This is a genomic window from Rhizobium sp. H4 (assembly GCF_003013335.1).
GTDB lineage: Bacteria > Pseudomonadota > Alphaproteobacteria > Rhizobiales > Rhizobiaceae > Rhizobium > Rhizobium sophoriradicis.
Window position 1 is genome coordinate 331902 of the sequence record NZ_PSOW01000001.1, and the last position, 20958, is coordinate 352859.

At 60.9% G+C, this 20958-nt stretch carries 19 protein-coding genes and 1 tRNA gene; 14 read left to right on the forward strand and 6 right to left on the reverse strand.

Annotation, left to right across the window (positions count from 1 at the left end):
* Nucleotides 1-171 precede the first annotated feature (171 nt).
* Together C4N04_RS01695 and C4N04_RS01700 are read left to right on the forward strand one after the other, a co-directional pair.
* Nucleotides 172-2247 carry a lytic transglycosylase domain-containing protein gene (locus tag C4N04_RS01695; RefSeq protein WP_106795293.1) on the forward strand — a complete coding sequence of 692 codons (2076 nt, stop codon included), beginning with the start codon at nucleotides 172-174 and terminating at the stop codon, nucleotides 2245-2247.
* A gap of 63 nt (nucleotides 2248-2310) precedes the next feature.
* Nucleotides 2311-3207 carry an alpha/beta hydrolase gene (locus tag C4N04_RS01700; RefSeq protein WP_106795294.1) on the forward strand — a complete coding sequence of 299 codons (897 nt, stop codon included), beginning with the start codon at nucleotides 2311-2313 and terminating at the stop codon, nucleotides 3205-3207.
* Nucleotides 3208-3403: 196 nt separating this feature from the next.
* On the opposite strand, the gene C4N04_RS01705 is transcribed toward C4N04_RS01700, so the two are convergent.
* Complete coding sequence (locus tag C4N04_RS01705) at nucleotides 3404-4426, reverse strand: porin (protein ID WP_106795295.1); 1023 nt, start codon at nucleotides 4424-4426, stop codon at nucleotides 3404-3406.
* Nucleotides 4427-5147: 721 nt separating this feature from the next.
* Between C4N04_RS01705 and C4N04_RS01710 the strand changes: the two genes are divergently transcribed.
* From C4N04_RS01710 to C4N04_RS01755, 10 genes are all read left to right on the forward strand, one after another.
* The gene (locus C4N04_RS01710; protein ID WP_106795296.1) at nucleotides 5148-6398 is read left to right on the forward strand and encodes an integrase arm-type DNA-binding domain-containing protein; all 1251 of its coding nucleotides are present in this window, start codon (nucleotides 5148-5150) and stop codon (nucleotides 6396-6398) included.
* Complete coding sequence (locus C4N04_RS01715; RefSeq protein WP_106795297.1) at nucleotides 6382-6984, forward strand: hypothetical protein; 603 nt, start codon at nucleotides 6382-6384, stop codon at nucleotides 6982-6984. Before C4N04_RS01710 ends, C4N04_RS01715 begins: the two co-directional genes overlap by 17 nt.
* A 120-nt stretch (nucleotides 6985-7104) precedes the next feature.
* Nucleotides 7105-7482 carry an AlpA family phage regulatory protein gene (locus C4N04_RS01720; protein ID WP_106795298.1) on the forward strand — a complete coding sequence of 126 codons (378 nt, stop codon included), beginning with the start codon at nucleotides 7105-7107 and terminating at the stop codon, nucleotides 7480-7482.
* Nucleotides 7483-7609: 127 nt separating this feature from the next.
* On the forward strand, nucleotides 7610-7858 hold the full coding sequence (locus C4N04_RS01725) for a hypothetical protein (protein ID WP_106795299.1): 249 nt from the start codon (nucleotides 7610-7612) through the stop codon (nucleotides 7856-7858).
* 257 nt (nucleotides 7859-8115) lie between these two features.
* Complete coding sequence (locus C4N04_RS01730; RefSeq protein ID WP_106795300.1) at nucleotides 8116-8922, forward strand: helix-turn-helix domain-containing protein; 807 nt, start codon at nucleotides 8116-8118, stop codon at nucleotides 8920-8922.
* Nucleotides 8861-9439 (forward strand): hypothetical protein, encoded by a 579-nt coding sequence (locus C4N04_RS01735; RefSeq protein WP_106795301.1) that lies wholly within the window; start codon nucleotides 8861-8863, stop codon nucleotides 9437-9439. Before C4N04_RS01730 ends, C4N04_RS01735 begins: the two co-directional genes overlap by 62 nt.
* Nucleotides 9436-9732, forward strand: coding sequence for a hypothetical protein (locus C4N04_RS01740; protein ID WP_106795302.1), 297 nt, complete (start codon nucleotides 9436-9438; stop codon nucleotides 9730-9732). The genes C4N04_RS01735 and C4N04_RS01740 overlap by 4 nt, the downstream gene beginning before the upstream one ends.
* 254 nt (nucleotides 9733-9986) lie before the next feature.
* Complete coding sequence (locus C4N04_RS01745; RefSeq protein ID WP_106795303.1) at nucleotides 9987-11012, forward strand: phage major capsid protein; 1026 nt, start codon at nucleotides 9987-9989, stop codon at nucleotides 11010-11012.
* Between the two features lie 15 nt (nucleotides 11013-11027).
* Complete coding sequence (locus tag C4N04_RS01750; RefSeq protein WP_106795304.1) at nucleotides 11028-11222, forward strand: hypothetical protein; 195 nt, start codon at nucleotides 11028-11030, stop codon at nucleotides 11220-11222.
* Entirely contained in the window at nucleotides 11219-11425 is a 207-nt protein-coding gene (locus C4N04_RS01755; RefSeq protein ID WP_106795305.1) for a hypothetical protein, read from the forward strand. The genes C4N04_RS01750 and C4N04_RS01755 overlap by 4 nt, the downstream gene beginning before the upstream one ends.
* A gap of 750 nt (nucleotides 11426-12175) precedes the next feature.
* Here the strand turns inward: C4N04_RS01755 and C4N04_RS01765 are convergent.
* From C4N04_RS01765 to C4N04_RS01795, 5 genes are all read right to left on the reverse strand, one after another.
* A complete protein-coding gene (locus tag C4N04_RS01765; protein WP_106795307.1) occupies nucleotides 12176-13294 on the reverse strand; it encodes a hypothetical protein in 1119 nt (372 codons plus the stop codon).
* Nucleotides 13295-14345: 1051 nt separating this feature from the next.
* A complete protein-coding gene (locus C4N04_RS32560) occupies nucleotides 14346-14633 on the reverse strand; it encodes a hypothetical protein (RefSeq protein ID WP_348628306.1) in 288 nt (95 codons plus the stop codon).
* A 343-nt stretch (nucleotides 14634-14976) separates the two neighbouring features.
* Nucleotides 14977-15067, reverse strand: a tRNA-Ser gene (locus C4N04_RS01785).
* 296 nt (nucleotides 15068-15363) lie between these two features.
* Complete coding sequence (locus C4N04_RS01790) at nucleotides 15364-16581, reverse strand: FAD-dependent oxidoreductase (protein ID WP_096762209.1); 1218 nt, start codon at nucleotides 16579-16581, stop codon at nucleotides 15364-15366.
* A gap of 80 nt (nucleotides 16582-16661) precedes the next feature.
* Complete coding sequence (locus C4N04_RS01795; RefSeq protein WP_106795390.1) at nucleotides 16662-17783, reverse strand: Gfo/Idh/MocA family oxidoreductase; 1122 nt, start codon at nucleotides 17781-17783, stop codon at nucleotides 16662-16664.
* Nucleotides 17784-17989: 206 nt separating this feature from the next.
* On the opposite strand from C4N04_RS01795, the gene C4N04_RS01800 reads away from it, so the two are divergent.
* Both C4N04_RS01800 and iolC read left to right on the forward strand, forming a co-directional pair.
* On the forward strand, nucleotides 17990-18865 hold the full coding sequence (locus C4N04_RS01800; RefSeq protein ID WP_038687902.1) for a MurR/RpiR family transcriptional regulator: 876 nt from the start codon (nucleotides 17990-17992) through the stop codon (nucleotides 18863-18865).
* A gap of 91 nt (nucleotides 18866-18956) precedes the next feature.
* On the forward strand, nucleotides 18957-20891 hold the full coding sequence (gene iolC, locus C4N04_RS01805; RefSeq protein WP_106795309.1) for a 5-dehydro-2-deoxygluconokinase: 1935 nt from the start codon (nucleotides 18957-18959) through the stop codon (nucleotides 20889-20891).
* Nucleotides 20892-20958: the final 67 nt, after the last annotated feature.

Consider the following 20958-nt stretch of genomic DNA (forward strand, 5'->3'; position numbering starts at 1 on the left):
GAATAAGAGTTGCGCACCATAGAGCGCCGAAATCATCGCGACAAGCGCGTAGAGTTCGGTTTAGGGGAAATTCCGATAGCAGATGTGAATGAATTTTACCTGGTGCGGTAAGGTTTCGTTAAGATGCCTCCAGCCAAATGGGTAGGGCGTGTTTTCGTTGCGAGATCCCGGATGAAGAAAGCTGTCTTGATTCTGACCGCCTTCGGCTTCGTTGCCGCCGCGTGGGGCAGCGTTGCGTCGCCGCTTGCCGGCGAAAACCCTCCGACGCCCGGCATCAAGCCGATCGGCTTCGTTCCTAAGACATCGATACCGGAGGCGCTGACCACCGGCGCCATCCCGCGCAATCCGGGCGCAGCAACTGTCGCCAGTGATCTGAAAACCGGTCTCGACGCGCTTACCGCCAAAAATCCGCAACTGGCTCTGTCGATCCGCGACAGGATGCCGGAGGGGACGCTCGACCGTCATATCCTCACCTGGGCGATCGCCGTGTCCGGGTTGAAGGGGGTTCCTTCCTATGAGATCGCCGGTGCTGCGCAGGAGCTCAAGGGATGGCCCGGTCTTTCGCGGCTGCGGGCCTATTCCGAACGGGCGCTCTACGACGAAAACCCCGCCCCACCAGCCGTACTTGCCGCCTTCGGCGATACCGCGCCCGAGACGATGCAGGGCGCCGTCATTCTCGGGCGGGCGCTGATTGCCTCAGGCAAGCAGGCGCAGGCAGGAAAATATATCCGCAAGCTCTGGCGCAGCGAGGCGCTCGACAAAGCGAGCGAAGACAAGATCCTCCTCGAGTTTTCCGCCCTGCTGACGCCAGCCGACCACAAGGCGCGCATGGACTACCTGATGTATCGCGGCCGGGTGGCGCAGGCCAAGCGCTTCGGCGACATGGGCGAGGCGCAGTCGCTCTACAAGGCCTGGGCCGCGGTCGACGCCAAGGCCGCCAACGCCGGCGCGCTCATCAATAGCGTCGAGGCGAAATGGCGCGGCGATGCCGGCCTGCTGTTTGCGAAGATCGAATATCTGCGCAAGCAGGATAAATATGCCGAAGCGGCGGCGCTCCTGGAGAAGATGCCGCGTGAGCCGGGAGAACTCGTCAACTCAGCAGAATGGTGGAACGAGCAGCGGATCGTCAGCCGCGGTCTCGTCGATCAGGGACAATTCAAGCCGGCCTACCGCATCGTCGCAAACTCGGCGGCAAGCAGCCCGACAGATATTGTCGAGGCCGAGTTCCATGCCGGATGGTATGCGCTGCGCGGTCTGCGGGATCCGACAACGGCGGAAAGACATTTCCGCAAGATTCTGGCGACGTCGAACGGACCGATCTCGGTGTCCCGCGCCTGGTATTGGCTCGGGCGGGCAGCCGAGGCCGGCGGCCCCGGCAGTTCAGGCGAATTCTACGGCAAGGCCGCGAATTTTCCCGGCACCTTCTACGGCCAGCTCGCGGCAGAAAAGCTGGGACGGAAGACGCTCAATGTCACCTATCCGGCGCCGAGCACGGCCGACCGCCAGCACTTTCAGGCCCGCGAAGCCGTGCAGGCGATCAGCCGGCTCGAGGCGGCAGGTCACGGATGGCGGGCCGACAGTCTCTATCTCGCGCTTGCCGACCAGCTGCAGAGCCCGGGTGAACTAGCGGTCCTCGCCGCACAGGCCGAGCAATCGGGCAATCACCATCTGTCGCTGCAGATCGGCAAGATCGCCTATGGCCGCGGCATCGACGTCGCAGCGCTTGCCTTTCCCGTCGGCGTGATCCCGGCGAATGCCAATATATCAGGCTCCGGCAAGGCGCTCGCCTATGCCATCGCCCGGCAGGAAAGCGCCTTCAACCCCGCCGCCGTTTCGGCAGCGAATGCGCGCGGTCTGCTGCAGCTACTGCCCGGCACGGCCCAGGCGGTGGCCAAGCGCCACAACATCACCTTTTCGAAAGACAAGCTGACGGCTGATGCCGGCTACAACGCAACGCTTGGCGCGCATTATCTCGGCGAGCAGATCGAGGCCTTCGGCGGCTCCTATATCCTCACCTTCATCGCCTATAATGCCGGGCCGAAGCGGGTACCGGAATGGATCGGCCGCTACGGCGACCCACGCGGCAGGTCGATCGACGAGATCGTCGACTGGATCGAGCGCATCCCCTTCCCCGAGACGCGCAACTACGTGCAGCGGGTGATGGAGAATTACGAAGTCTACAAGGCTCGACTCGGCCAGCCGACGGATATCGAGCGCGACCTGATCGGTGGACGCAGCGCCTCCTGAAGCCATTTGGCGCGGCTTCAAATTCAGGCTACATCTGCGGGCTCAGATGGGCCTTGAGGTGCGGTGGCGGACATGGATGCAGACGGGTTCCAGGAACGATATTATTCTTCTGCCGATGGGCTGACGCTTTATGCCCGCGACTACCGGCCCGAGGGGCCGGCCGCCGCCGAACGGCTGCCGGTGATCTGCCTGCCCGGCCTGACCCGCAATAGCCGCGATTTTCACCCGCTTGCGCTGCGTCTCTGCCGCGACGAGACAGGCCCACGCCGGGTGATCGCGCTCGATTCGCGCGGGCGCGGAAACTCCGCATGGGATGAGAACAAGGCCAATTACAATATCGCCGTCGAAGCCGGCGACATTATTGCCGCCTGCGCGGTATTCGGCATCGAGCGGGCGATTTTCATCGGCACATCACGTGGCGGACTGATCCTGCATTTGATCGCAGCGACACGGCCGGATCTTCTCGAAGCCGTGATCTTGAACGACATCGGCCCTGCGATCGAGGCCGGAGGGTTGCTACTCATTCGCGACTATTTGAACAGCGGCAGGAAGCCGGCCGACTGGAGAGAGGCGGCCGATATACTGCAGGAGAATCACGGTGCCTCGTTTACCGCGCTTGCAGGGGAAGACTGGCGCGAGATGGCGCTTGCGCTTTATCGCGACATCGGCGGAAGACCGGTCGCCGACTTCGATCCGGCGATCGCCGAGGCGCTGCGATCGGTAGATTTCAGCCAGCCGCCCCCCGAGCTCTGGGAGCAATTCGAAAGCCTGAGCCGTTTTCCGCTGATGCTGATCCGCGGCGAAAATACCGCTCTGATCTCAAAGGAGACGGTCGAGGAAATGGTCCGCCGGCATCCGAGTCTGATCCTGCATGCTGCTCAGGGACAAGGACACGCGCCCCTGCTCCATCTTGGCAATATCCCTGCTGCAATAGGAGCGTTCCTCGCCAGCTGCCGATAGCTGATGGAGACCTCTCAGCTACAGCCGCACACCTCTAGAGATGCGCAAGGGAGCCACAAGCTTGCAAGCCGACGTGCTTTCCGAAACGGGCTCCGCTTTTCGGGCCGATGCGCCAGCCGCCTCCACGCCATTCGTACAAACACAAAAAGCCCGGCTCGAGAGCCGGGCTTTCCTGATTGACCGAAGTCACATCAGATTAGAACGAGCGCTGCAGGCGGAAGTAGCCAGCCGTCGCGTCGTCGTCGTTTTCCGGATCGAGGTACTGAACCGAAGCCTTGGCGTAGAAGTTGTCGACGATCTGGTAATCAACCGTCAGACCAACCTTCCAAGCGTCGTCATCGCTGAAGTCGTCGCCAGCAACGTAGTAGTTGCTGTAGTACTGGACGCCAGGAGTGATCTTGAGCTTGTCGGTTGCCTTGATAGCGTATTCGGCAGCGATAGCCCATTCAGCCTTGGTGTAGTAGGAGCTCGGGCCGGAAGCGTATACGGCAGCGAGGCCGAGCGTACCGGGACCGATGTCAACCGTACCCATTGCACGGACAGCGCCTTCTTCGTTGTCGACGTCATAGCCGGCAGTGATCTGGTAGCTGAACGCACCAGCCTTGCCGCCGAGACCGACGGCTACGCCGACGTTGTTCGGCTCTTCGTCAGACTTGTAGAACCCGTCTTCGAGTTCGTCGACGCTGATGCCAGCGTAGAAGGTGCCGCTTTCGTACTGATAACGGATGGAGTTATGCAGCGTGACCGGCGAGCCGATATCGTCGGTTTCGCCCGAGAGGCCGTCGTCCCACCAGCTGTAGAACAGACCAGCGCGGAAGCCGGCGATGTCGAGGTAAGCGGAGTCGAGCTTGGCGCTCTGATCCGAAGCGTTGTCAGCATTGAACTGCATGACGATAACGCCGGTCAGCGGACCATATTCGGTGTCGCTCTTGGCCGTGAACTGAACCTGGCCGCGCGTACGAGCATCCCAGTCCGAGTCGTTGCTGTCCGAACCGTTGAGCGGCTGATCACCAACGTCAACCTGGAAACGGATGTAACCGTTGATCTTGAGGCAGGTTTCGGTGCCGGGGATGTAGAAGTAGCCGGTGCCGTAAGCGTCGCAGACGCGAACGTATTCAACCGGTTCCGGCTCGGCAGCAACGATAGCGTCAGCAGCCTGAGCACCGGAAACTACTGCGAGAGCAGCAGCGGAGCCGAGAAGAAGGCTCTTGATGTTCATAAATGACCTCCAATTCAAAGTTTCGATCGGGTTTGGGATCTTTCGCTGAGCAGCGTTCCCTGCCCCATCCCCGTGTTTCAAGAAGTGGACGATCCGTCGCCCTTGCTTCCGAGGGTGAAAATACAAGACGGCGGCCGTCACGCAATCACCAACTTACTCCAAAGAGAGGTTTGGGGGAGCCTTCCCCGCATTCTGTTGCTGAAAGGACACAAGTCGGGCACCCGGCCTCGATTTCCTTTATGCTTTGTTAAGAAAAGTCTTATTTTGCGGGTGCTTAGTAGAGATCGACAAAAGGGCTGGACATGCGCCTTCCGACACATTCGTGACGTTTTTCTGACAAAATCTGATCATTGCGGGAGACATCCGGATCGCTGGAAGCGTAACCGGCCGGTCACCGATCCGCTTTCGCAGGTCGCCGAGACAGGAACGCGGGAAGTGATTCCCCGCCAACGATTCTCTCTTCGAAGGGAAGAGATTTCTCCGCCGCGCGACTGCGAGACATCGCCAATCAGGCGACCACGATTCCCGCCGAAGGGTTAAGACACGACATGCGCTGCGGAAATCGAAATGGCGGAGAAGATGCCCGCCAACATTTTGAATTTACTGTCTTTATTGGCAACATTCCTTGTCTTTTCCAAATCTTGCGGCAATATTTGTAACCATGTTGGCCCTGTCGTCCTTGTTAGCAGCGCGACGGATTAGGAAAACGGTTAGGAAAGAAATGGCGCGCCACAAGCTCACCGAGACAAAGATCAAGGCTGCGCTCAAGGCCGGGAAAACAGACAAGCTAGGTGACGGCGACGGGCTGTGGCTATACGTCCAGGCGGGCGGCACCGCATCTTGGGTGTTCATTTGGATACGGCATAAATTACGTCGCGAACTTGGGCTCGGGTCGTACAGCAGCGGCGTTCGGCATGTCACGCTCGCAGACGCACGGGATAAGGCCGAAGCGGTACGCGGCATTCTCGGGCGCGGCGGTGATCCGTTCAAGGAATTGCCGGAGCGCATCGCCGCTGTGAAACCAAAGACGTTCGGCGAGGTCTGCGACGATCTCCTCGCAGCGAAGGAAACCACCTTCCGCAACGAAAAGCATAGGGCGCAATGGCGGATGACCTTGAAGGTTTACGCAAAGCCGCTGCGCAAGATACCTGTGACCGATGTCTCGACCGACGACGTCGTTCGCGTGCTTCGCCCGTTATGGCAGGAGAAGCATGAAACCGCCTCACGGCTGCGCGGCCGGATCGAGAAGGTTCTCGACTATGCCAAGGCGCTCAAGCTGCGCGATGGCGAGAACCCCGCGCGGTGGAAAGGCCATCTCGACCACATTCTCGGTGCACGGCAAAAACTGAAACGCGGTCACCATGCAGCAATGCCTTTCGCAGACGTGCCGTCATTCGTAGTGAAACTGAGCGAAGCGGAAGGACTCGGCGCTCGTGCGCTGGAACTGTGCATCCTGACAGCGACCCGTTCCGGCGAGGTGCTGAACGCGCGCTGGTCGGAGATCGACTTTGACGCAGCCACTTGGACGGTCCCGGCAGAGCGGATGAAGGCCGGGAAAGAACACGTCGTACCGCTTTCCGCTCGCGCCCTGGCGATATTGAAAGCGCTGCACGAGAGGCGGCTTTCCGATTTCGTATTTCCCGGTCAGGCGCCCCGGAAGCCAATCTCCGGTATGGCAATGGCAATGACCATGCGCCGCTTGGAGGTCGGCAGTTTCACAGTGCACGGCTTCCGATCTGCCTTCCGCGACTGGTGTGGCGACGCGACCAACTTCCCGCGAGACGTGGCCGAGGCTGCGCTGGCGCACGTCATCCAAGGCGTCGAGGCGGCCTATCGGCGCGGTTCGGCATTGGCGAAACGGCGGAAGCTCATGGAAGCATGGGCGGCCTACTGCTCGAACGCCAAGGGCGGCGACAACGTGCTGACGATGAAGCGGCGGAAGGGTGGGGTCGACCGTGACGCAGCCCATTGATGCTGAGAAAGCAATTGAACTGGTGCGGCGGCAACTGGAGCGCCTTTTGCCGCGCGAACTGACGGCGTCGCAACGGGGCCAGGGACGAGAAGACTTGGAAAAATCGCGGCGCTCGGGGATTGTCCAACCGGATGGCAATACCGGCCGGTGGCTTCGGCGCCCGGACAATGGCGACCCCGTCTACTTTCAGGCACGCCTTCTCGATTCGGACAAACTGGACGATCTGTTAAAAGCCGCCGTCGCTGGCGATAAAGAGGCCGATGACCAAGTGACCGCTATTGCCATCTGGCTCCTGGAAACAGGACAACCCTTGCCATCCTCTTTTAGTGAGTTTCTGATCAGCCTGTTGCGCAAGAGGTTGCCGAAGGTGCGTGGAAACCGCGCTCGGGATTTCCAATACTGCATGGCGGTACGCATGTTGCAGGACCACGGTTTCAGCCCGACCAGAAACCGTGCCCTGCATGGTGACCCTGACGCGACCGAATCCGGCTGCTCGATCCTGTCCAAGGCGCTCGCCGGAATGGGAACCCATGTTCCGGAGCGGACGCTTGAGAGGATATGGGAACAATATTCTGACATGCGTTAGACCGTACCCAATTTCGTCAATGCAATTTTGGTACGACTGCCGACTTCGACGGGCATATTTAGTCAGCTGCTAACCCGAGCGGCTTTGTTGAACTAGCCGTTCCAAACGCGGAGTGGCAAAATGGAAAAAGCTCTCAAACGGCACCAAGGCCGGATCGGCGACCTCTGTGCGGACCGAGGCCGCCAAGCCACAAATCTTGGCTTCGGATCCGAAATCGCTAAACTTAAAATCGAGGTCGACAACCTCAAGGCAAACCGTTCGACGGCTCCGCCCACTTTCGACGTGCCTGTCCTGATTTCCCTTAATGACGCCTGCAAGCTGATCAGCCTGTCCCGCACAGCCGTCAATCGGTGGCGCTCGCTCGGGCTGTTTCCCGCTGCCGTCGCCCTCGGCGACAAACGCATCGCGTTTGTCCGCGCTGAGGTCGAACAATGGGTGCGTGATCGAATAGCTGAGCGTGATCAGGCATCACGCACGGCCACCAACTCCGCCACTTAAACAGAGCCGCCACGCTGACGACGCGCGGCGGCTCTATTGGGACTTGCAGGCATCGGAAAGTGCCCCAAAATTTAGTCCCATCGAGTTCAACGCGCAAGATCGCGGCGTCCACCTTGAGGTGAACGTTATGCATCGCGAAATTTCGAAAACCACCGCTCCCAAGCAGCCAGATGACGATGACATCGCGCCGCTCAAGGCGCGGATCGCCGAATTGGAAGCCGAAGTTACCGACCTTGAAGATGAGGTCAGTGATCTGGAGATCGAACTGGAGGCAGTGCCCGATCCCGACTTACTCGCGGATATCCGGTCCGACCTCGAACAGGGCGATGTTGAATATGCGCTGGTCCGGATCGGCCGGGCGATTGGATGGTGCTGACATGGACGCCGACGGCCTCTACGGTCAGACATGCATCCCTCTGCCGGCCTGGCGGCCACCGCACGACACGACGGGTATGTCACATGCCGACGTTGCAGCATGGTGCCTTGAGCACGGCGCGGGCAGGCTGTCCCGCAGCGAGCGCGGAAGCCTCTACGCCCTGTCGAGATTGTCTGACCCGCTAACGCCCAAGCAGCGCGAATGGCTTGCGGACCTCCATGAACGCCTAAGTCAACGGACCTAGCGAGGGGCACGTGATGAAAAAGTTCGCCGCTTGGAAACTTGATTTGCTCGACCGCATGTCGGCCGACCCCCGCTTGTCGCCGACTGATTTCAGAGTAGCTTTTCGCCTGCTCCACTACATGGACGCAGCTACCGGCGATTGCTTTCCTGCGCAACAAACAATCATCGCCGATACCGGACTGGGTGAGCGTGCCGTGCGTTACGCGCTTACGAGCCTATGCGCCTGCGGCTGGTTAAAGATCGAACGAACCGGATCGAGAAGGCGCGGGCGGGCTCAAAACCACTACTGTTTTCCGGGCCGTGACTACCGGCACGCTGATGCCGGTAAAGAGGCGGCGACCACCGGCACACCGGCACGTGACTACCGGCACCCGATTGCCGGTGCCTCCCTTGTTGAACACGTTGGAGTAGAGAACACGGAAAAGAGAGAGGCGCGCAGGCGCACCACCGCCCCCGAGCGCGGCACCCGTCTCCCGGAAAACTTCAGCCCTGATCGTTCTGTAGCCCTGGCCGAAGGCATGACGGTCGAAGAAGCGCAACGAAGCGCCCTCAACTTCCTCGACTACTGGAAAGCCAAGCCGGGTGCCGCAGGCCGGAAACTCGACTGGGGTGCGGCTTGGCGAATTTGGGCCCGGAAGGATGCCGCCGACGGAAAGCGCAAAGGAACAGACCGCCGACAGCGTCCACCCCACATCGCAGAGCAAGCTTTCGAAGAGGCACGCCAGGCCCATGAGAGAGAACAGCAAGGAGGACTTTCCGATGACGGCGTCGAACCTACCGGCATCCCGGCCCGATATATCTCGCGCGGCTTCCGACACTGAAAAGCTTGTCGTGCTGACCCGCCTGCTCGCGGCTTACCCATGCCGCATGCCGAGCGATTTCCGGCTCGTGAGGCCGGCCTACATGCAAGGGCTGGAAGGGGTCGGTAAGTGGGCACTATTCGAGGCCGAACGCCGGATCAATCAGAATGCCTTGGGTCACCCCTTCATGCCGACGCCGGCCGAATTGCGGCGCGAAATCGACCGCGCGATGGAACCGTTTCGCGAAAGAGAGCGGCGGGCCGCCGAAGAAAAGCGGCGCTACAAATGGGACGAGGACGGCAAGCCGCGCGCCCTGCCGGCGCCGAAAGGCGATCCGGAGGCCATTGCCAAGTGGCGCGCCATGCGGAACGCTCAGAAGGCTGAAGCAGCCCTGAAGGCGGAAAGCGCTCCCGTCGATCCGGCACTGTTCGCCGACCGGGACGAACGAAAAAAACGAACATCAGCCGAGGCGGTTTCCGATTTCGTTTCGCGGCAGCATCGACGGCATTTTCATTCCTCGGAGACGGATCAGGAATGACGGATGCGATCAATCAGATCGACCAGCTTATTGAAGCCGCGCGCCGGCACCTCGACGGGCTGCTGGTGCTGCGATCCTCCGTTGCCAGCAAGCCGGGATCAGAGGTGGAATCGTTCACCGACCATGACTTCGCGCCTTGCAATCTGATCGAATTGCCGCTCGCCGCTCAGCGCTTTGAGGTCTCAAAAGACAAGCTGCGGCGATGGTGCCGGGACTACGGCATCGGTGTTCTGCAAGGCGGTCGTTGGCGTGTCTCGATCCCGCGACTTCGACGGCATCTCGACCAGAGCTAGCGCGTCTTTGCGCTCCATCTTCGCGTTGATCCGGCCATCAGCGACGGCGGCGGCGAAGGTGGGGTTATCGAGCTTGGTCAGCTCATAAAGTGAATACCACGACGCCGGTAGGTGTTGAGCATGCTTAACATCTCGGATGCGATCATCGGCAGAAACGGCTTCAGCGCTGCGTGCGCGTTTTGCGCGTTTGGAGGGGTTGGTGATGCGCGTTTCGTTCTGCACCCTTGGCTCAAACGTCGAGGAGTTCGATCATCATGCCGAATCCGCACGCTGAGCACGCCGGCACCATTCTGGCCCTCGTCAGAGCCTTGGCCATCTGCGAGAGGACGGGCGAGCCGCCCGGCGACATAGCAGACCGTCTCCGAATGCCAGCGCCGGCACAACGAATTCTAAAGGCGGCGGTCGGCGCCGGGAGCCTTGGCGATCCGCAGTGGGCCGGGCAACTGGCCGACATGGCCGCTGCGAGCACCGCGTTCTTGCAAGGACTGGGCGGCCGGTCAGCCTTCGCCTCTCTCCTCGACCAAGCCATTCTCACACGCGCGCCGCTTCGGTCCCGCGTCGGCGCGATCAGCGAGGGCGTCGTCGGCGCCGTCAATGGAGAAGGTGAAGCCCGGCCGGTCTCGCGTATGACGCTGAGCGGCGACTCGCTCCTGCCGCAACAGGCCGACGCAATCATCGTCCTGAGCCGGGAGGTGATCGAAAATTCATCGGCCGCGTCTCAGGCGTTCGTCTCCCGGCAGCTCCGCCGCGCGGTCGCAAAGGCGCTTGATGTCGGCTTCTTCGACCGGCTCATCACCAGCAGCACGCCGACGTTCACTGCAACCGACGATCACGCCGCAGACCTGAAACAGATGTTGAACGCGACAAATTCCGGCGAAGGCAGGTTGGCTTGGATCGCCGCGCCCGACGTCGCGAACAGCATTGCCTTGCTCAACGACCCTCGCGGCACGGCGAGCCCGGAAGGCGTAAGCGAATTTTTGGGCCTGCCCCACGCCGTCTCGCCCGGCCTCGCCGCCGGCACGCTCGTTCTCCTCGACGGTGACCGCGTCCTCGCCGACATCGAAAGCCTCGGGGTAGATATCTCGCGCTTCGCGACGCTTCAGATGGACGATGCGCCGACCATGGACGCCGTCACGCCGACGGCAACGGCCACGGTCTCGCTTTGGCAGACGAACACCGTCGGCGTGAAGGTCTCCGCCTTGTTCGGCGCCGTTGCCGGCACGCCGGACGCTATCGCCGTCCTGACGGACATCGAATGGCCGGCGCTGGCGTCGGGTTGATCGGAGGATACGCAGATGAGCTTTGACGGCAAACAATTCGGCGCCGAGATCGTCCAGATCGTGAAGGATCACCTGGAACGGAACCTGTCCCCAATAGCGGCCCGTCTCGACGCGCTGGAAGCCCGCCTCGTGCTTCTTGAAGCTCAGACCGGCACGACCAAGGCCAAGCCGACTATCCGCATCGCAGCAGGCTCGGGGCCGGCGAGATGATGACGGTCGATGACGTCTTGCAGATCGATGTGGTGCTCACCGAGGACCACCTGAATGTCGGCTTCTATGCGTGGGGAGCCGAAGACGAAACGATCTTCTGGTCGATCTCGTTGCCGATGATGGTCGAGGAGGCCGCTTTCGACGACATGGTGCCGGAGTGGGTAGAGCTAGGCTGGTTGCTGCTCAAGCGGCAGACTGATTGAGTCCCAGGCCGGCAAATCGTGCGCATGCGCACCATTTCCGGGGGGGTGTGCAAAGCCAAAATGGCCGCCGTCAAAAGACCCGCGCGCAATCTCACGGCCGGATTTTTTTCTCGCCGGCAGAAATCGTCCACGGAGGTTTTTCCCGCCTGTGATGGAAAACCAGAAACGCAGCCCCGGACGACCTCCGCACATCCCCAGTGCAACCGACCGCCGTGTCGTTGAGCTGCTGGCTTCAAAGGGAGCGCGGCAGGGGGAAATCTGCTACGTCCTCGCCATCAGCGAGAAGACGCTGCGGCGGGCCTACAGAGCGGAGTTACGCCGAGGCGCATCTAAGTTCGAATGCGCGCTCGCTCTGCGGCTCTACGACCTTGCCGGCGGCAACAGCGCCGTTTCCTTGAAAGCGACCTTCTTCCTACTCCGGGCACGGTTCGGGTGGTCACCATATTTGCCACCGCCATCATCACGTAGCTGATGTAGGCGCGTTCTCCATCATAGGAATTCGGGCTGCACTTCAGAAATGGTTTTTAGCGACCAGCATGAGCGACAGCATCGAAGCGGTCACTGACCACAACCGGATAACCCCGAAAAGATGCTGGGACTGATCGATGCGCTGCGATCCAATTTTGATCAGCGGCGACTACGATCCGATCTCCACCTGCATCATGCCACGCGAAGACGCTTCCCCGGCCGCTCGGAAGAGATAGGGACTTTGCCAGCGCGACAGCGGCATCTACGGCCTTGGTTTGGCGGCTATACATGGTGTCCAGACACAATCTCCAAAGACAGCTTATCCATTATCTCGGGCAGAGGTAAAATGAATGATAAGCCTCTTTGTTCATTCCCAGCGAAGACCAAGCCTACCGCAACTTTGTTCCCATTACCATCGTCCGCCACTACCAGCGATCCGGAGTCTCCTGGTTTGGAAAAGGGCTGCTCGTTGCCTCCGATGACGATGTATACGCTCTCGAAGTAGACATTTTTCCGCACCCCGTATTCAGCAACTTGGTAATGCACCGGAACCGGAGAAGCCGACTGCGCGACAATTAGTCCGGACGTCCGACCCGTCGTGCGCCCGACCTTCTCGACTTGCATTCCGGGCAACGGCGCCGCGACGACCGCCGGCGTGTCGAAAGCCATGCCTTGCATGGAGGTTACCTTGGACGCATCAGAAAGCCGAAAGATGCTCACATCCCAGTTGACCTCGATTGCGATGTTCTCCGGAATGCCGTCGTTGATAGGAAGGAGTCGGTGATGACGTCCAATTGTGAATGGATCGCAGGCATCCTCGGTGGCATCAAGCGGGCCTGGGGCTAGGATTGGCAACCCCGGCATCGCATTATTACATGCACCGGCGACGTGATTGTTCGTCATACCGAAAAGATCGCCGTGCTGATCTCTCACGATCAATCCGAAGGTGCCGGCTCCGATACAGTGAGCGGGGAAGATGGAGGAGCCACAGGTATAGCGCCCTTGATGCAGGTTGAATGGCCTCGGCGTCTCCGGAGGGGGTGGGTTCCCTTTAACCCGCGCGATCCCGCCCTGAATGTATTCAATCGTGAAACCAGCCGAATGGAACGGGAGGATTTTCTCATCGGTCTTGCTAACCTTCCCGTTGGTGAAGATTACGACCTTCTTCTGCGGTTCGCTGAATCCGACGAGGTTGATCGCCTTCTTTCGGAGAATTTCCTCAACCGCTTGCGCTCGAAAGGCATCCCCGTTCGCAACAAATTGGACGTCAGCCCCATCAACAGCGTCCTCAAGGGGGACTTTAGTGAATAGATTATGCCGCTTCGCCCACGAAAGTACATTCTCAGCCAATTCTTTGGCCGTCTGCGGAGCAGTGTTGCCCGCCTGAATAATCGCTTGCATTGATTTTCCCTCGCCTGAGTCGCAACGTTGGCGAGATATACAACCAAGTCAAGTATCGGCCGGAGCACTCGGAGCGCAGCCGTGAATTCTTCGGTGGGGACATTGGCGACGCGGATGGCGGTGACCTGTTGGTCTTTCGACATCCCGGCGGCTTCGCCCGCTTCGCGCCGGGAAATCAAAGTGGGTGCATCCCGACTTTGTTTTGCGGCATTGCCCGGTCGAGCGTCGAATTCCTTCAGCAGCTCACCCGCGCGCTTTATGGCTCGCGACCGAATCCGCATCGCGTAGTTTTCAAGCGTCTTGTCGTCGGCTTGCCGGGCATAGGAGGCAAGTGTTCCGGCGGCGGTACAAGGGGCGCCGGTTTGATGAAGGTTCGTGGGGCTTCGTCACTGAAAACATTATCAGTGACCCGCGTCATATCGGCGCGCGCCTTCGTTACGAACGGCTGTGATACTTTGCAACGCCGGGCGATCTCCCGGTCTGACTACTGCCGCCATTCCGCGTCCATGAGCAGGCGCCGAACTGACCGGCAAAACCGAAAGCCTTCGGGATTTACCGCGTGAGGTGCTTTACCCACTGGCCGGCGGATGAGGGCGACAAGGCGCCTCGATCAGATGCGGCAAGCGCAGAAGGAGACGGTCGGGCTCTCGAAAGGTGGCGATCGCGCCGGGCGCGGACGATCGATAGCTGGGGTTTCCGATACCCCACCTATTCGGCCAACGCTCGCCGAAGCCGGGATCGATAAGAACCTCGCCAAAGAAGGCCGGCGAGTTACGGCGGCAAGAGGAAAAGCGCGGCAAAGGTGAAAGATCAAATACCCCCGTTGGGGGACATTTGCCGCCATCAAACGCCGAACGCCGCAAGGAACTCGGCCTATCCAAAAAGCAGGATGAGCGCTGGCAAAAGCTGGCGCTGGTTCCCCAGGAGCAATTCGAAGCGGCCCTCGCCGCGCCCGGCGTGCCCGCAGAAGCACATTCCCCGGCGCCGGGCATTTCTCCCCGGCCTGACCCATGAAGCGCGCTGTCGGCGCGCCCTGGCGGCAGGCGGGGCATCAGCGCCGCGTTGCCAACCGCCAGAGTTCAGCGAGATCGTCCAGCCCCATCCTGAGCATATCCGCCGCTGTGAGCCGTTCCCGTTTTCCTTCGAAAATTTCAGTCAGCGCAAACCCCTCGCCGGCGACGGCGGAGACCAGCCCGTACAAGCGGACGCCGAGGAGAGCCCGACATCGAGCCAGCTCCTTGCCCGCGTTCACCTCCCGCTCGGTGATCGGGTCGGGCGCCTTGCCACCGTCGACATGTTCCCGGCCATAATCGATCGCCGAGGCAACTTTGCCACCCATCGATTCCCAGAGCCGTCGGAACCGATCCGCAGCGGCCACCTGAGCAGCATCGAGAACACCTCTCGCCGCCATCGTCGTGATGGCGCTTTCCCGGACGTTTATCATTGCGACGACGTCGCGAGGGTTCGTCGCATCGGCCGGATGGGCGCGGGAATGAAAGGGATTCGCCACGAGGACGGGGCGGAGCTTTAATTTCTTGGATGGCGCGGGCATGCCGGGGAGAATGCCAGATCGGTGGGAGAACGAAAAGCCGCCATAACATTTTTCGTTAGGAACAAGATTAGGAAAGAAGCGATCAAAACGTGAATTTGTATAATAAATTCAAATAGTTATATGAAGTTAATGGCGGAGAAGATGGGATTCGAACCCACGATACGCTTTTGACGTATACTCCCTTAGCAGGGGAGCGCCTTCGACCACTCGGCCACCTCTCCGGTGCGGCCTAACTATGGTGACCGGTCTGTGAATGCAAGGGCTTTTTGAGTTTTCATCAGAAGAAATGCAGCGGCCGGCATTTCCATCGGGTCGGACAACGGGGCGTTGCTGCCCGCCCATGATCGGCATGATTCGATCGCGCCTCTCTTCAATAGGAGAAAGGCTCTACCGCCAAGCGCTCAGGGAGAGCACCGCCGTTTCTCGTCTCTCCTCTTATGCGCAATCGCGAAACGCATAGCGGCCGCGCGACCGCATTCGTGCCGCTGCAGGGAATAGGCGATAAGCCGATACCAGCTCAGCCAAGCAGGCTCTTGAGATCGGCGGAGGGGTCGGCGAGAATCGATCGGTCGGGGTTGGTTCCGGATTCCAGCAGCTTCTTGCCGGTCACATAGGCTTTCGCGTCGTTGATCGCGTCGACGGCAATCAGCCGGCCTTCCCTGAAATACCAGACCGAATGGGCGCCCTCGCGGGCGCCGGGGCGCAGCAACGTATCGTCATAACCGAGATTAAAGCCGGCGATCTGCAGTTTGACGTCATATTGGTCGGACCAGAACCACGGTTTCGGATCATAAGGCTCGCTGCCGCCGGCGATGACGGCTGCCGCCGCTTCGGCCTGGTCGACAGCATTCTGCACCGATTCAAGCCGGATGCGACCGCCTTGCCAGGGAAGAGCCGCGCAATCGCCAGCCGCAAAAATCGCCGAATCGGAGGTGCGGGCGAATTCATCGACGATGATGCCGTTGGCGACTTCGAGCCCGGCTTCCTTGGCAAGCTGATCGTTCGGCACGACGCCGATGCCGACGACGACGAAATCGACGTCGATGACCGAGCCGTCGGAAAGAGCGGCGCCGGAAACACGGCCATCCTTGCCGATCAGATGCTTGAGCCCGGTCTTCTCGCGAATCACCACGTCGTGACCCTCATGAATCGCGCGCATGATGTCGGCCGTCTCCTTCGCCGCAACGCGCTGCAGAATGCGGTCGGCCATCTCGATAACGGTGACCTCGAGGCCGAGATGGCGGGCAACGGCTGCCGCCTCCAGGCCGATATAACCGCCGCCGATGATGAGGACGCGACGGCCGGGCCGCATCTCGTCGGCGAGCAGGTCGGCGTCGCGCTTGTCGCGGGCGACATAGACGCCTTCGAGATCGCCGCCGATTGCCGCGGGCAGCCGGCGCGGCGTCGAGCCGGTGGTCAGCGCCAGCGTGCCGTAGTCGAGAATAGAGCCGTCCTGCAGCAGCACCTGCTTGCTGTCCGGCTTGATCTCCTCGACCCAGGTGGAAAGGCGAAGGTCGACGTCATTGTCGGCATACCAGTGCTGGTCGCGAAACAGCAGGCGGTCGAAACTCATTTCGCCGAGCAGATATTTCTTCGAAAGCGGCGGGCGCTGATAGGGAGCTACATCCTCGGCGCCGATGAGAGTGATCGGGCGCGGATCCTTCAAAGCGCGCAACTTGGCCGCCAGGGCAAAACCTGCTTGTCCAGCGCCGATGATCACCAATCTGTCCGTCACGATCTCACTCCTGAAACTAGGCTCGACACTCTCGCCAAGGCCTATCCCCTGCCCTATGCGCCGTCAACGGAAGCGGCCTCTTACATAGGGCCGATCTCGATCCAGCGACGCTCGTGGAAGGATTGTGCCATGGCATGCACCGACTTCTCTATCCTGAGACCGTCTTTAAATGTCACGATCGACGACGGTTCGCCCGAGATCGCCCGGATCAGCTCGCGGCATTCGATGATCTTGAGATCATTGAAGCCGAGGCCATGGCCAGGCGCCGGAATAAAGCGATCATACGGCCGATGGGCGGGTGCCGCCAGTATCTTGCGAAAACCCTGTTCGGAGCCGCGGCCACCGGCCTGATAGAGCTCGAATTCGTTCATCCGTTCCTGATCGTAGAGGATCGCGCCTTTCGAGCCGTAAATCTGCAGAGCGATGCGGCCCTTGCGTCCCCAGGCGGCGCGATTGGCCATCAACACGGCAGAGATGCCGCCGCCAAGCCGCATCAGCACGTTGGCCGCGTCGTGATTTTCGACGGCGCGGCGGCCACCGGCGCTGAGCGGACGATCGGCATAGGGCTTGACCATGTCTGTAATGACGGCCTCGACGTGGCCGAAAAGATACCAGAGCAGCGACAGCGGGTGCACGGCGAAATCGTCAAGCGCACCATAGCCGGCGGCAAGCTCGCTCTTCCAATAAAAGAAGACGTCGGGATCAGCCATGAAATCCTCATCCATTTCGACGCGGACATGATTGACCGTACCGATGGCGCCCTCGCCCAGGAGCGTCCTGATGTGCTGCATGACCGGGTTCTGGATATAGTTATAGCCAAGGACGGCAACCTTGCCGGAGCGCTCCGCCGTTTCCAGCATCCGCTCGGCATCGGCATAGGCCGGCGCCATCGGCTTTTCGCACCAGACATGCTTGCCGGCTTCGAGGGCTGCAATCGCCATCTCGGCGTGGAACTGATTGGGAGTGGTGACGGAAACGACGTCGACCTCTGGATCGGCGATCAGCGCCCGCCAGTCTGCGGTCGACTTCTCGAAGCCGAATTCGGAGGCGCGCGCCTCAGCAAGCCCGGCATTGGCTTCAGCCAGATGCACGAGCCGCGGACGCTCGACATCGCCGAACACGGTCTTCACCGCATTCCAGGCCAGCGCGTGGCACTTGCCCATATAACCCGTGCCGATCAAACCGATGCCAAGTGGCTTCATTTCCGTCTCCTCCAGGACTGCGCGCGATTTTTGGAATATTTGGATCATTTTGACAAGAGAGGGTTCACCGGCATTTCCGCATCCCTTCCCTGCCGAATTGTTTAAAAGCCTTGATTTACAGGCGATTAAAAACAATTAGGCGTGTCGCTTGAAATCGTCTATGCTCGACAATATGGAATATTTGTTTCATCCCGTGAGCCGCAAGCATGGATAATGACCCCCAGAGGCAGGCGCGTGTGCCGCGCGATTTCGAAAGCCTGCGCAGCACTATCATTGAGCGCAAGGCGAGCATGCCGAAGCGGCTGGCGCAGGTCGCCGCCTTCGCGCTCGGCAATCCCGACGAAATCGCCTTCGGCACGACGGCCAGCATCGCCGCTGCCTCCGACGTCCAGCCCTCGACGCTAGTGCGCCTGGCGCATCATCTGGGCTATGAAGGCTTTTCCGATCTGCAGAGCATCTTCCGCGAAAGGCTGCGCGACCGGACACTGAGTTATGAAGAACGGCTCGTCACGCTGGAGCAGGCGAGCGGCGACGACGAGGACGCCAATCTGCTGTCCGGCTTCATCGCCGCGGCAAGCCAGTCGGTCAACCGACTGGCGGCGACGGTGCAGAGCGATACGTTCACGAAAGCGGTGGATATTCTGGCCGCCGCCGAAACGATCTATCTGATCGCCAAACGGCGTTCCTACCCGCTGACGGCGCATATGACCTATGCTTTTGCCAAGCTCAACATCCGCCACCAGATCGTCGCCTCCCCGAACGGGGTCGACCCTGAAATGGTGCAGTTCGCAACGCCCAAGGATGCGGCAATCGCCGCGAGCTTCTCTCCTTACGCGGCCGACAGCCTCAGCCAGAGCCAGGAGCTTGCCGACCGCGGCGTCCCGATCATCGCCATCACCGATTCGGCCTTCTCGCCGCTTGCCGCCTGCGCCACGCACTGGTTCGAGGTGGCGGAGGCCGATTTCGCCGGCTTCCGCTCGCTTTCGGCCTCGATGGCGCTCACCATGGCGCTGCCGGTGGCCATCGCCGAGCGGCGACGCAAGCTTCAGCACGCAAAAGCGGGAAAAGCGAAAATGGAATAAACATTCCGAATTGACAAAATATCGGAACCAATGTTTCATTATTGGCAATTCGCAGGCACTGGAAGCCGCGCAAATCTAGCGGGAGGACATCATGGTACAATCGAATCCGGGTTCACAGCCGGAGCCGGCGCTTGATGTAATCACGATCGGCCGTTCCTCGGTCGATCTTTACGGCCAGCAGATCGGGTCACGACTGGAGGATATCGGCTCCTTCGCCAAATCAGTCGGCGGCTGCCCGTCCAACATCGCCATCGGCACGGCGCGGCTCGGTCTCAAATCCGGCCTCATCACCCGCGTCGGCGACGAGCAGATGGGGCGCTTCATCCGCGAGCAGGCGGCCCGCGAAGGTGTCGCGACCGACGGCATCATCACCGACAAGGAGCGGCTGACGGCGCTGGTGCTGCTTGCGGTGGAGGCCGAGGGCGTATCGCCGATGATCTTCTATCGCTCCGACTGCGCCGACATGGCGCTCGACGAAAGCGATATCGACGAGAATTTCATCAGATCGTCGCGCGCCGTCCTGGTGTCCGGCACGCATTTTTCCAGGCCGAACACCGAAGCGGCGCAGCGCAAGGCGATCCGCATCGCCAAGGCAAACGGCCGCAAGGTAATCTTTGACATCGACTACCGGCCGAACCTCTGGGGCCTTGCCGGCCATGCGGAAGGTTTCGAGCGCTATGTGAAATCCGACCGCGTTTCATCGAAGATGAAGGAGACGCTGCCGGATTGCGATCTCATCGTCGGCACCGAAGAGGAAATCCTGATCGCCTCCGGCGCTGACGACGTGCTCGGCGCGCTGAAGGAGATTCGCCGCCTGACGCCGGCGACGATCGTGCTGAAGCGCGGCGCCATGGGCTGCATCGTCTATGACGGGCCGATCGCCGACGACCTAGAAGCCGGCATCGTCGGCCAGGGTTTCCCGATCGAAGTCTTCAATGTGCTCGGCGCCGGCGATGCCTTCATGTCCGGCTTCCTGCGCGGCTTCCTGCGCGACGAACCACTGAAGACCTGCGCCACCTGGGCCAATGCCTGCGGCGCTTTCGCCGTCTCGCGTCTGCTCTGCTCGCCGGAATATCCGACCTGGGCGGAACTCGACTTCTTCCTGAAGACGGGCAGCAAATACCGGGCGCTGCGCAAGGACGAGGCGATCAACCATATTCATTGGGCATCGACCCGGCGCGGCGAAATTCCGCAGCTGATGGCGCTGGCGATCGACCATCGTTCGCAGCTCGTCAGCGTCGCCGATGAGCTCGGCGTCGGCCATGAGAAGATCGTCGCCTTCAAGCGGCTGGCGGTCTCGGCGGCAGCGCGCGTTTCGAACGGCCGTGACGGCTACGGCATGCTGATCGACGAACGTTTCGGCCGCGACGCCTTCTTCGATGCGGCGACTAAGAATTTTTCGTGGATCGGCCGGCCGGTGGAATTGCCGGGCTCGAAGCCGCTGCGCTTCGAATTTAGCCAGGATATCGGCTCCCAGCTGGTGGAATGGCCGCTCGGCCACTGCATTAAGTGCCTGTGCTTCTATCATCCCGACGATCCGGCCGAATTGAAGAGCGAGCAGCAGGAGAAGCTGCGCACGCTGTTCGAAGCCGCCCGCAAGGTCGGCCGCGAGCTGCTGGTGGAGATCATCGCCGGCAAGAACGGACCGCTTACCGACGATACGATCGCAACCGCGCTCGAAGAACTTTATGCGCTCGGCATCAAGCCGGACTGGTGGAAGCTGGAGCCGCAAGCCTCCGGCGAAGCCTGGAAGAAGATCGACGCGGTGATTGCCAAAAATGATCCATGGTGCCGCGGTATCGTGCTGCTCGGGCTCGAGGCACCCGCCGAGGAGCTGATCTCCTGCTTCGAGGCGACGCTGGCGGCTCCTTCGGTGAAGGGCTTCGCCGTCGGCAGGACGATCTTTGCCGACGCGGCGCGCGCCTGGCTTTCGGGTGCCATGAACGACGAGGAGGCGATCGCCGACATGGCCGGCCGCTTCCGGCAACTGACAGAGGCGTGGCTGAAGACGCGCGGGCTGAACTGAGAATTGAGAAGAAGACCCCTCCCCAACCCTCCCCACAAGGGGGAGGGACTTAATCTGAGGCATCGCC

Coding starts and splice junctions, on each gene's coding strand:
- C4N04_RS01695 (WP_106795293.1), top strand. CDS start 172: ATGAAGAAAGCTGTCTTGATTCTGACCGCCTTCGGCTTCGTTGCCGCC.
- C4N04_RS01705 (WP_106795295.1), bottom strand. CDS start 4,426: ATGAACATCAAGAGCCTTCTTCTCGGCTCCGCTGCTGCTCTCGCAGTA.
- C4N04_RS01710 (WP_106795296.1), top strand. CDS start 5,148: ATGGCGCGCCACAAGCTCACCGAGACAAAGATCAAGGCTGCGCTCAAG.
- C4N04_RS01720 (WP_106795298.1), top strand. CDS start 7,105: ATGGAAAAAGCTCTCAAACGGCACCAAGGCCGGATCGGCGACCTCTGT.
- C4N04_RS01725 (WP_106795299.1), top strand. CDS start 7,610: ATGCATCGCGAAATTTCGAAAACCACCGCTCCCAAGCAGCCAGATGAC.
- C4N04_RS01730 (WP_106795300.1), top strand. CDS start 8,116: ATGAAAAAGTTCGCCGCTTGGAAACTTGATTTGCTCGACCGCATGTCG.
- C4N04_RS01735 (WP_106795301.1), top strand. CDS start 8,861: ATGACGGCGTCGAACCTACCGGCATCCCGGCCCGATATATCTCGCGCG.
- C4N04_RS01740 (WP_106795302.1), top strand. CDS start 9,436: ATGACGGATGCGATCAATCAGATCGACCAGCTTATTGAAGCCGCGCGC.
- C4N04_RS01745 (WP_106795303.1), top strand. CDS start 9,987: ATGCCGAATCCGCACGCTGAGCACGCCGGCACCATTCTGGCCCTCGTC.
- C4N04_RS01750 (WP_106795304.1), top strand. CDS start 11,028: ATGAGCTTTGACGGCAAACAATTCGGCGCCGAGATCGTCCAGATCGTG.
- C4N04_RS01755 (WP_106795305.1), top strand. CDS start 11,219: ATGATGACGGTCGATGACGTCTTGCAGATCGATGTGGTGCTCACCGAG.
- C4N04_RS01765 (WP_106795307.1), bottom strand. CDS start 13,294: ATGCAAGCGATTATTCAGGCGGGCAACACTGCTCCGCAGACGGCCAAA.
- C4N04_RS32560 (WP_348628306.1), bottom strand. CDS start 14,633: ATGGGTGGCAAAGTTGCCTCGGCGATCGATTATGGCCGGGAACATGTC.
- C4N04_RS01795 (WP_106795390.1), bottom strand. CDS start 17,783: ATGAAGCCACTTGGCATCGGTTTGATCGGCACGGGTTATATGGGCAAG.
- C4N04_RS01800 (WP_038687902.1), top strand. CDS start 17,990: ATGGATAATGACCCCCAGAGGCAGGCGCGTGTGCCGCGCGATTTCGAA.
- iolC (WP_106795309.1), top strand. CDS start 18,957: ATGGTACAATCGAATCCGGGTTCACAGCCGGAGCCGGCGCTTGATGTA.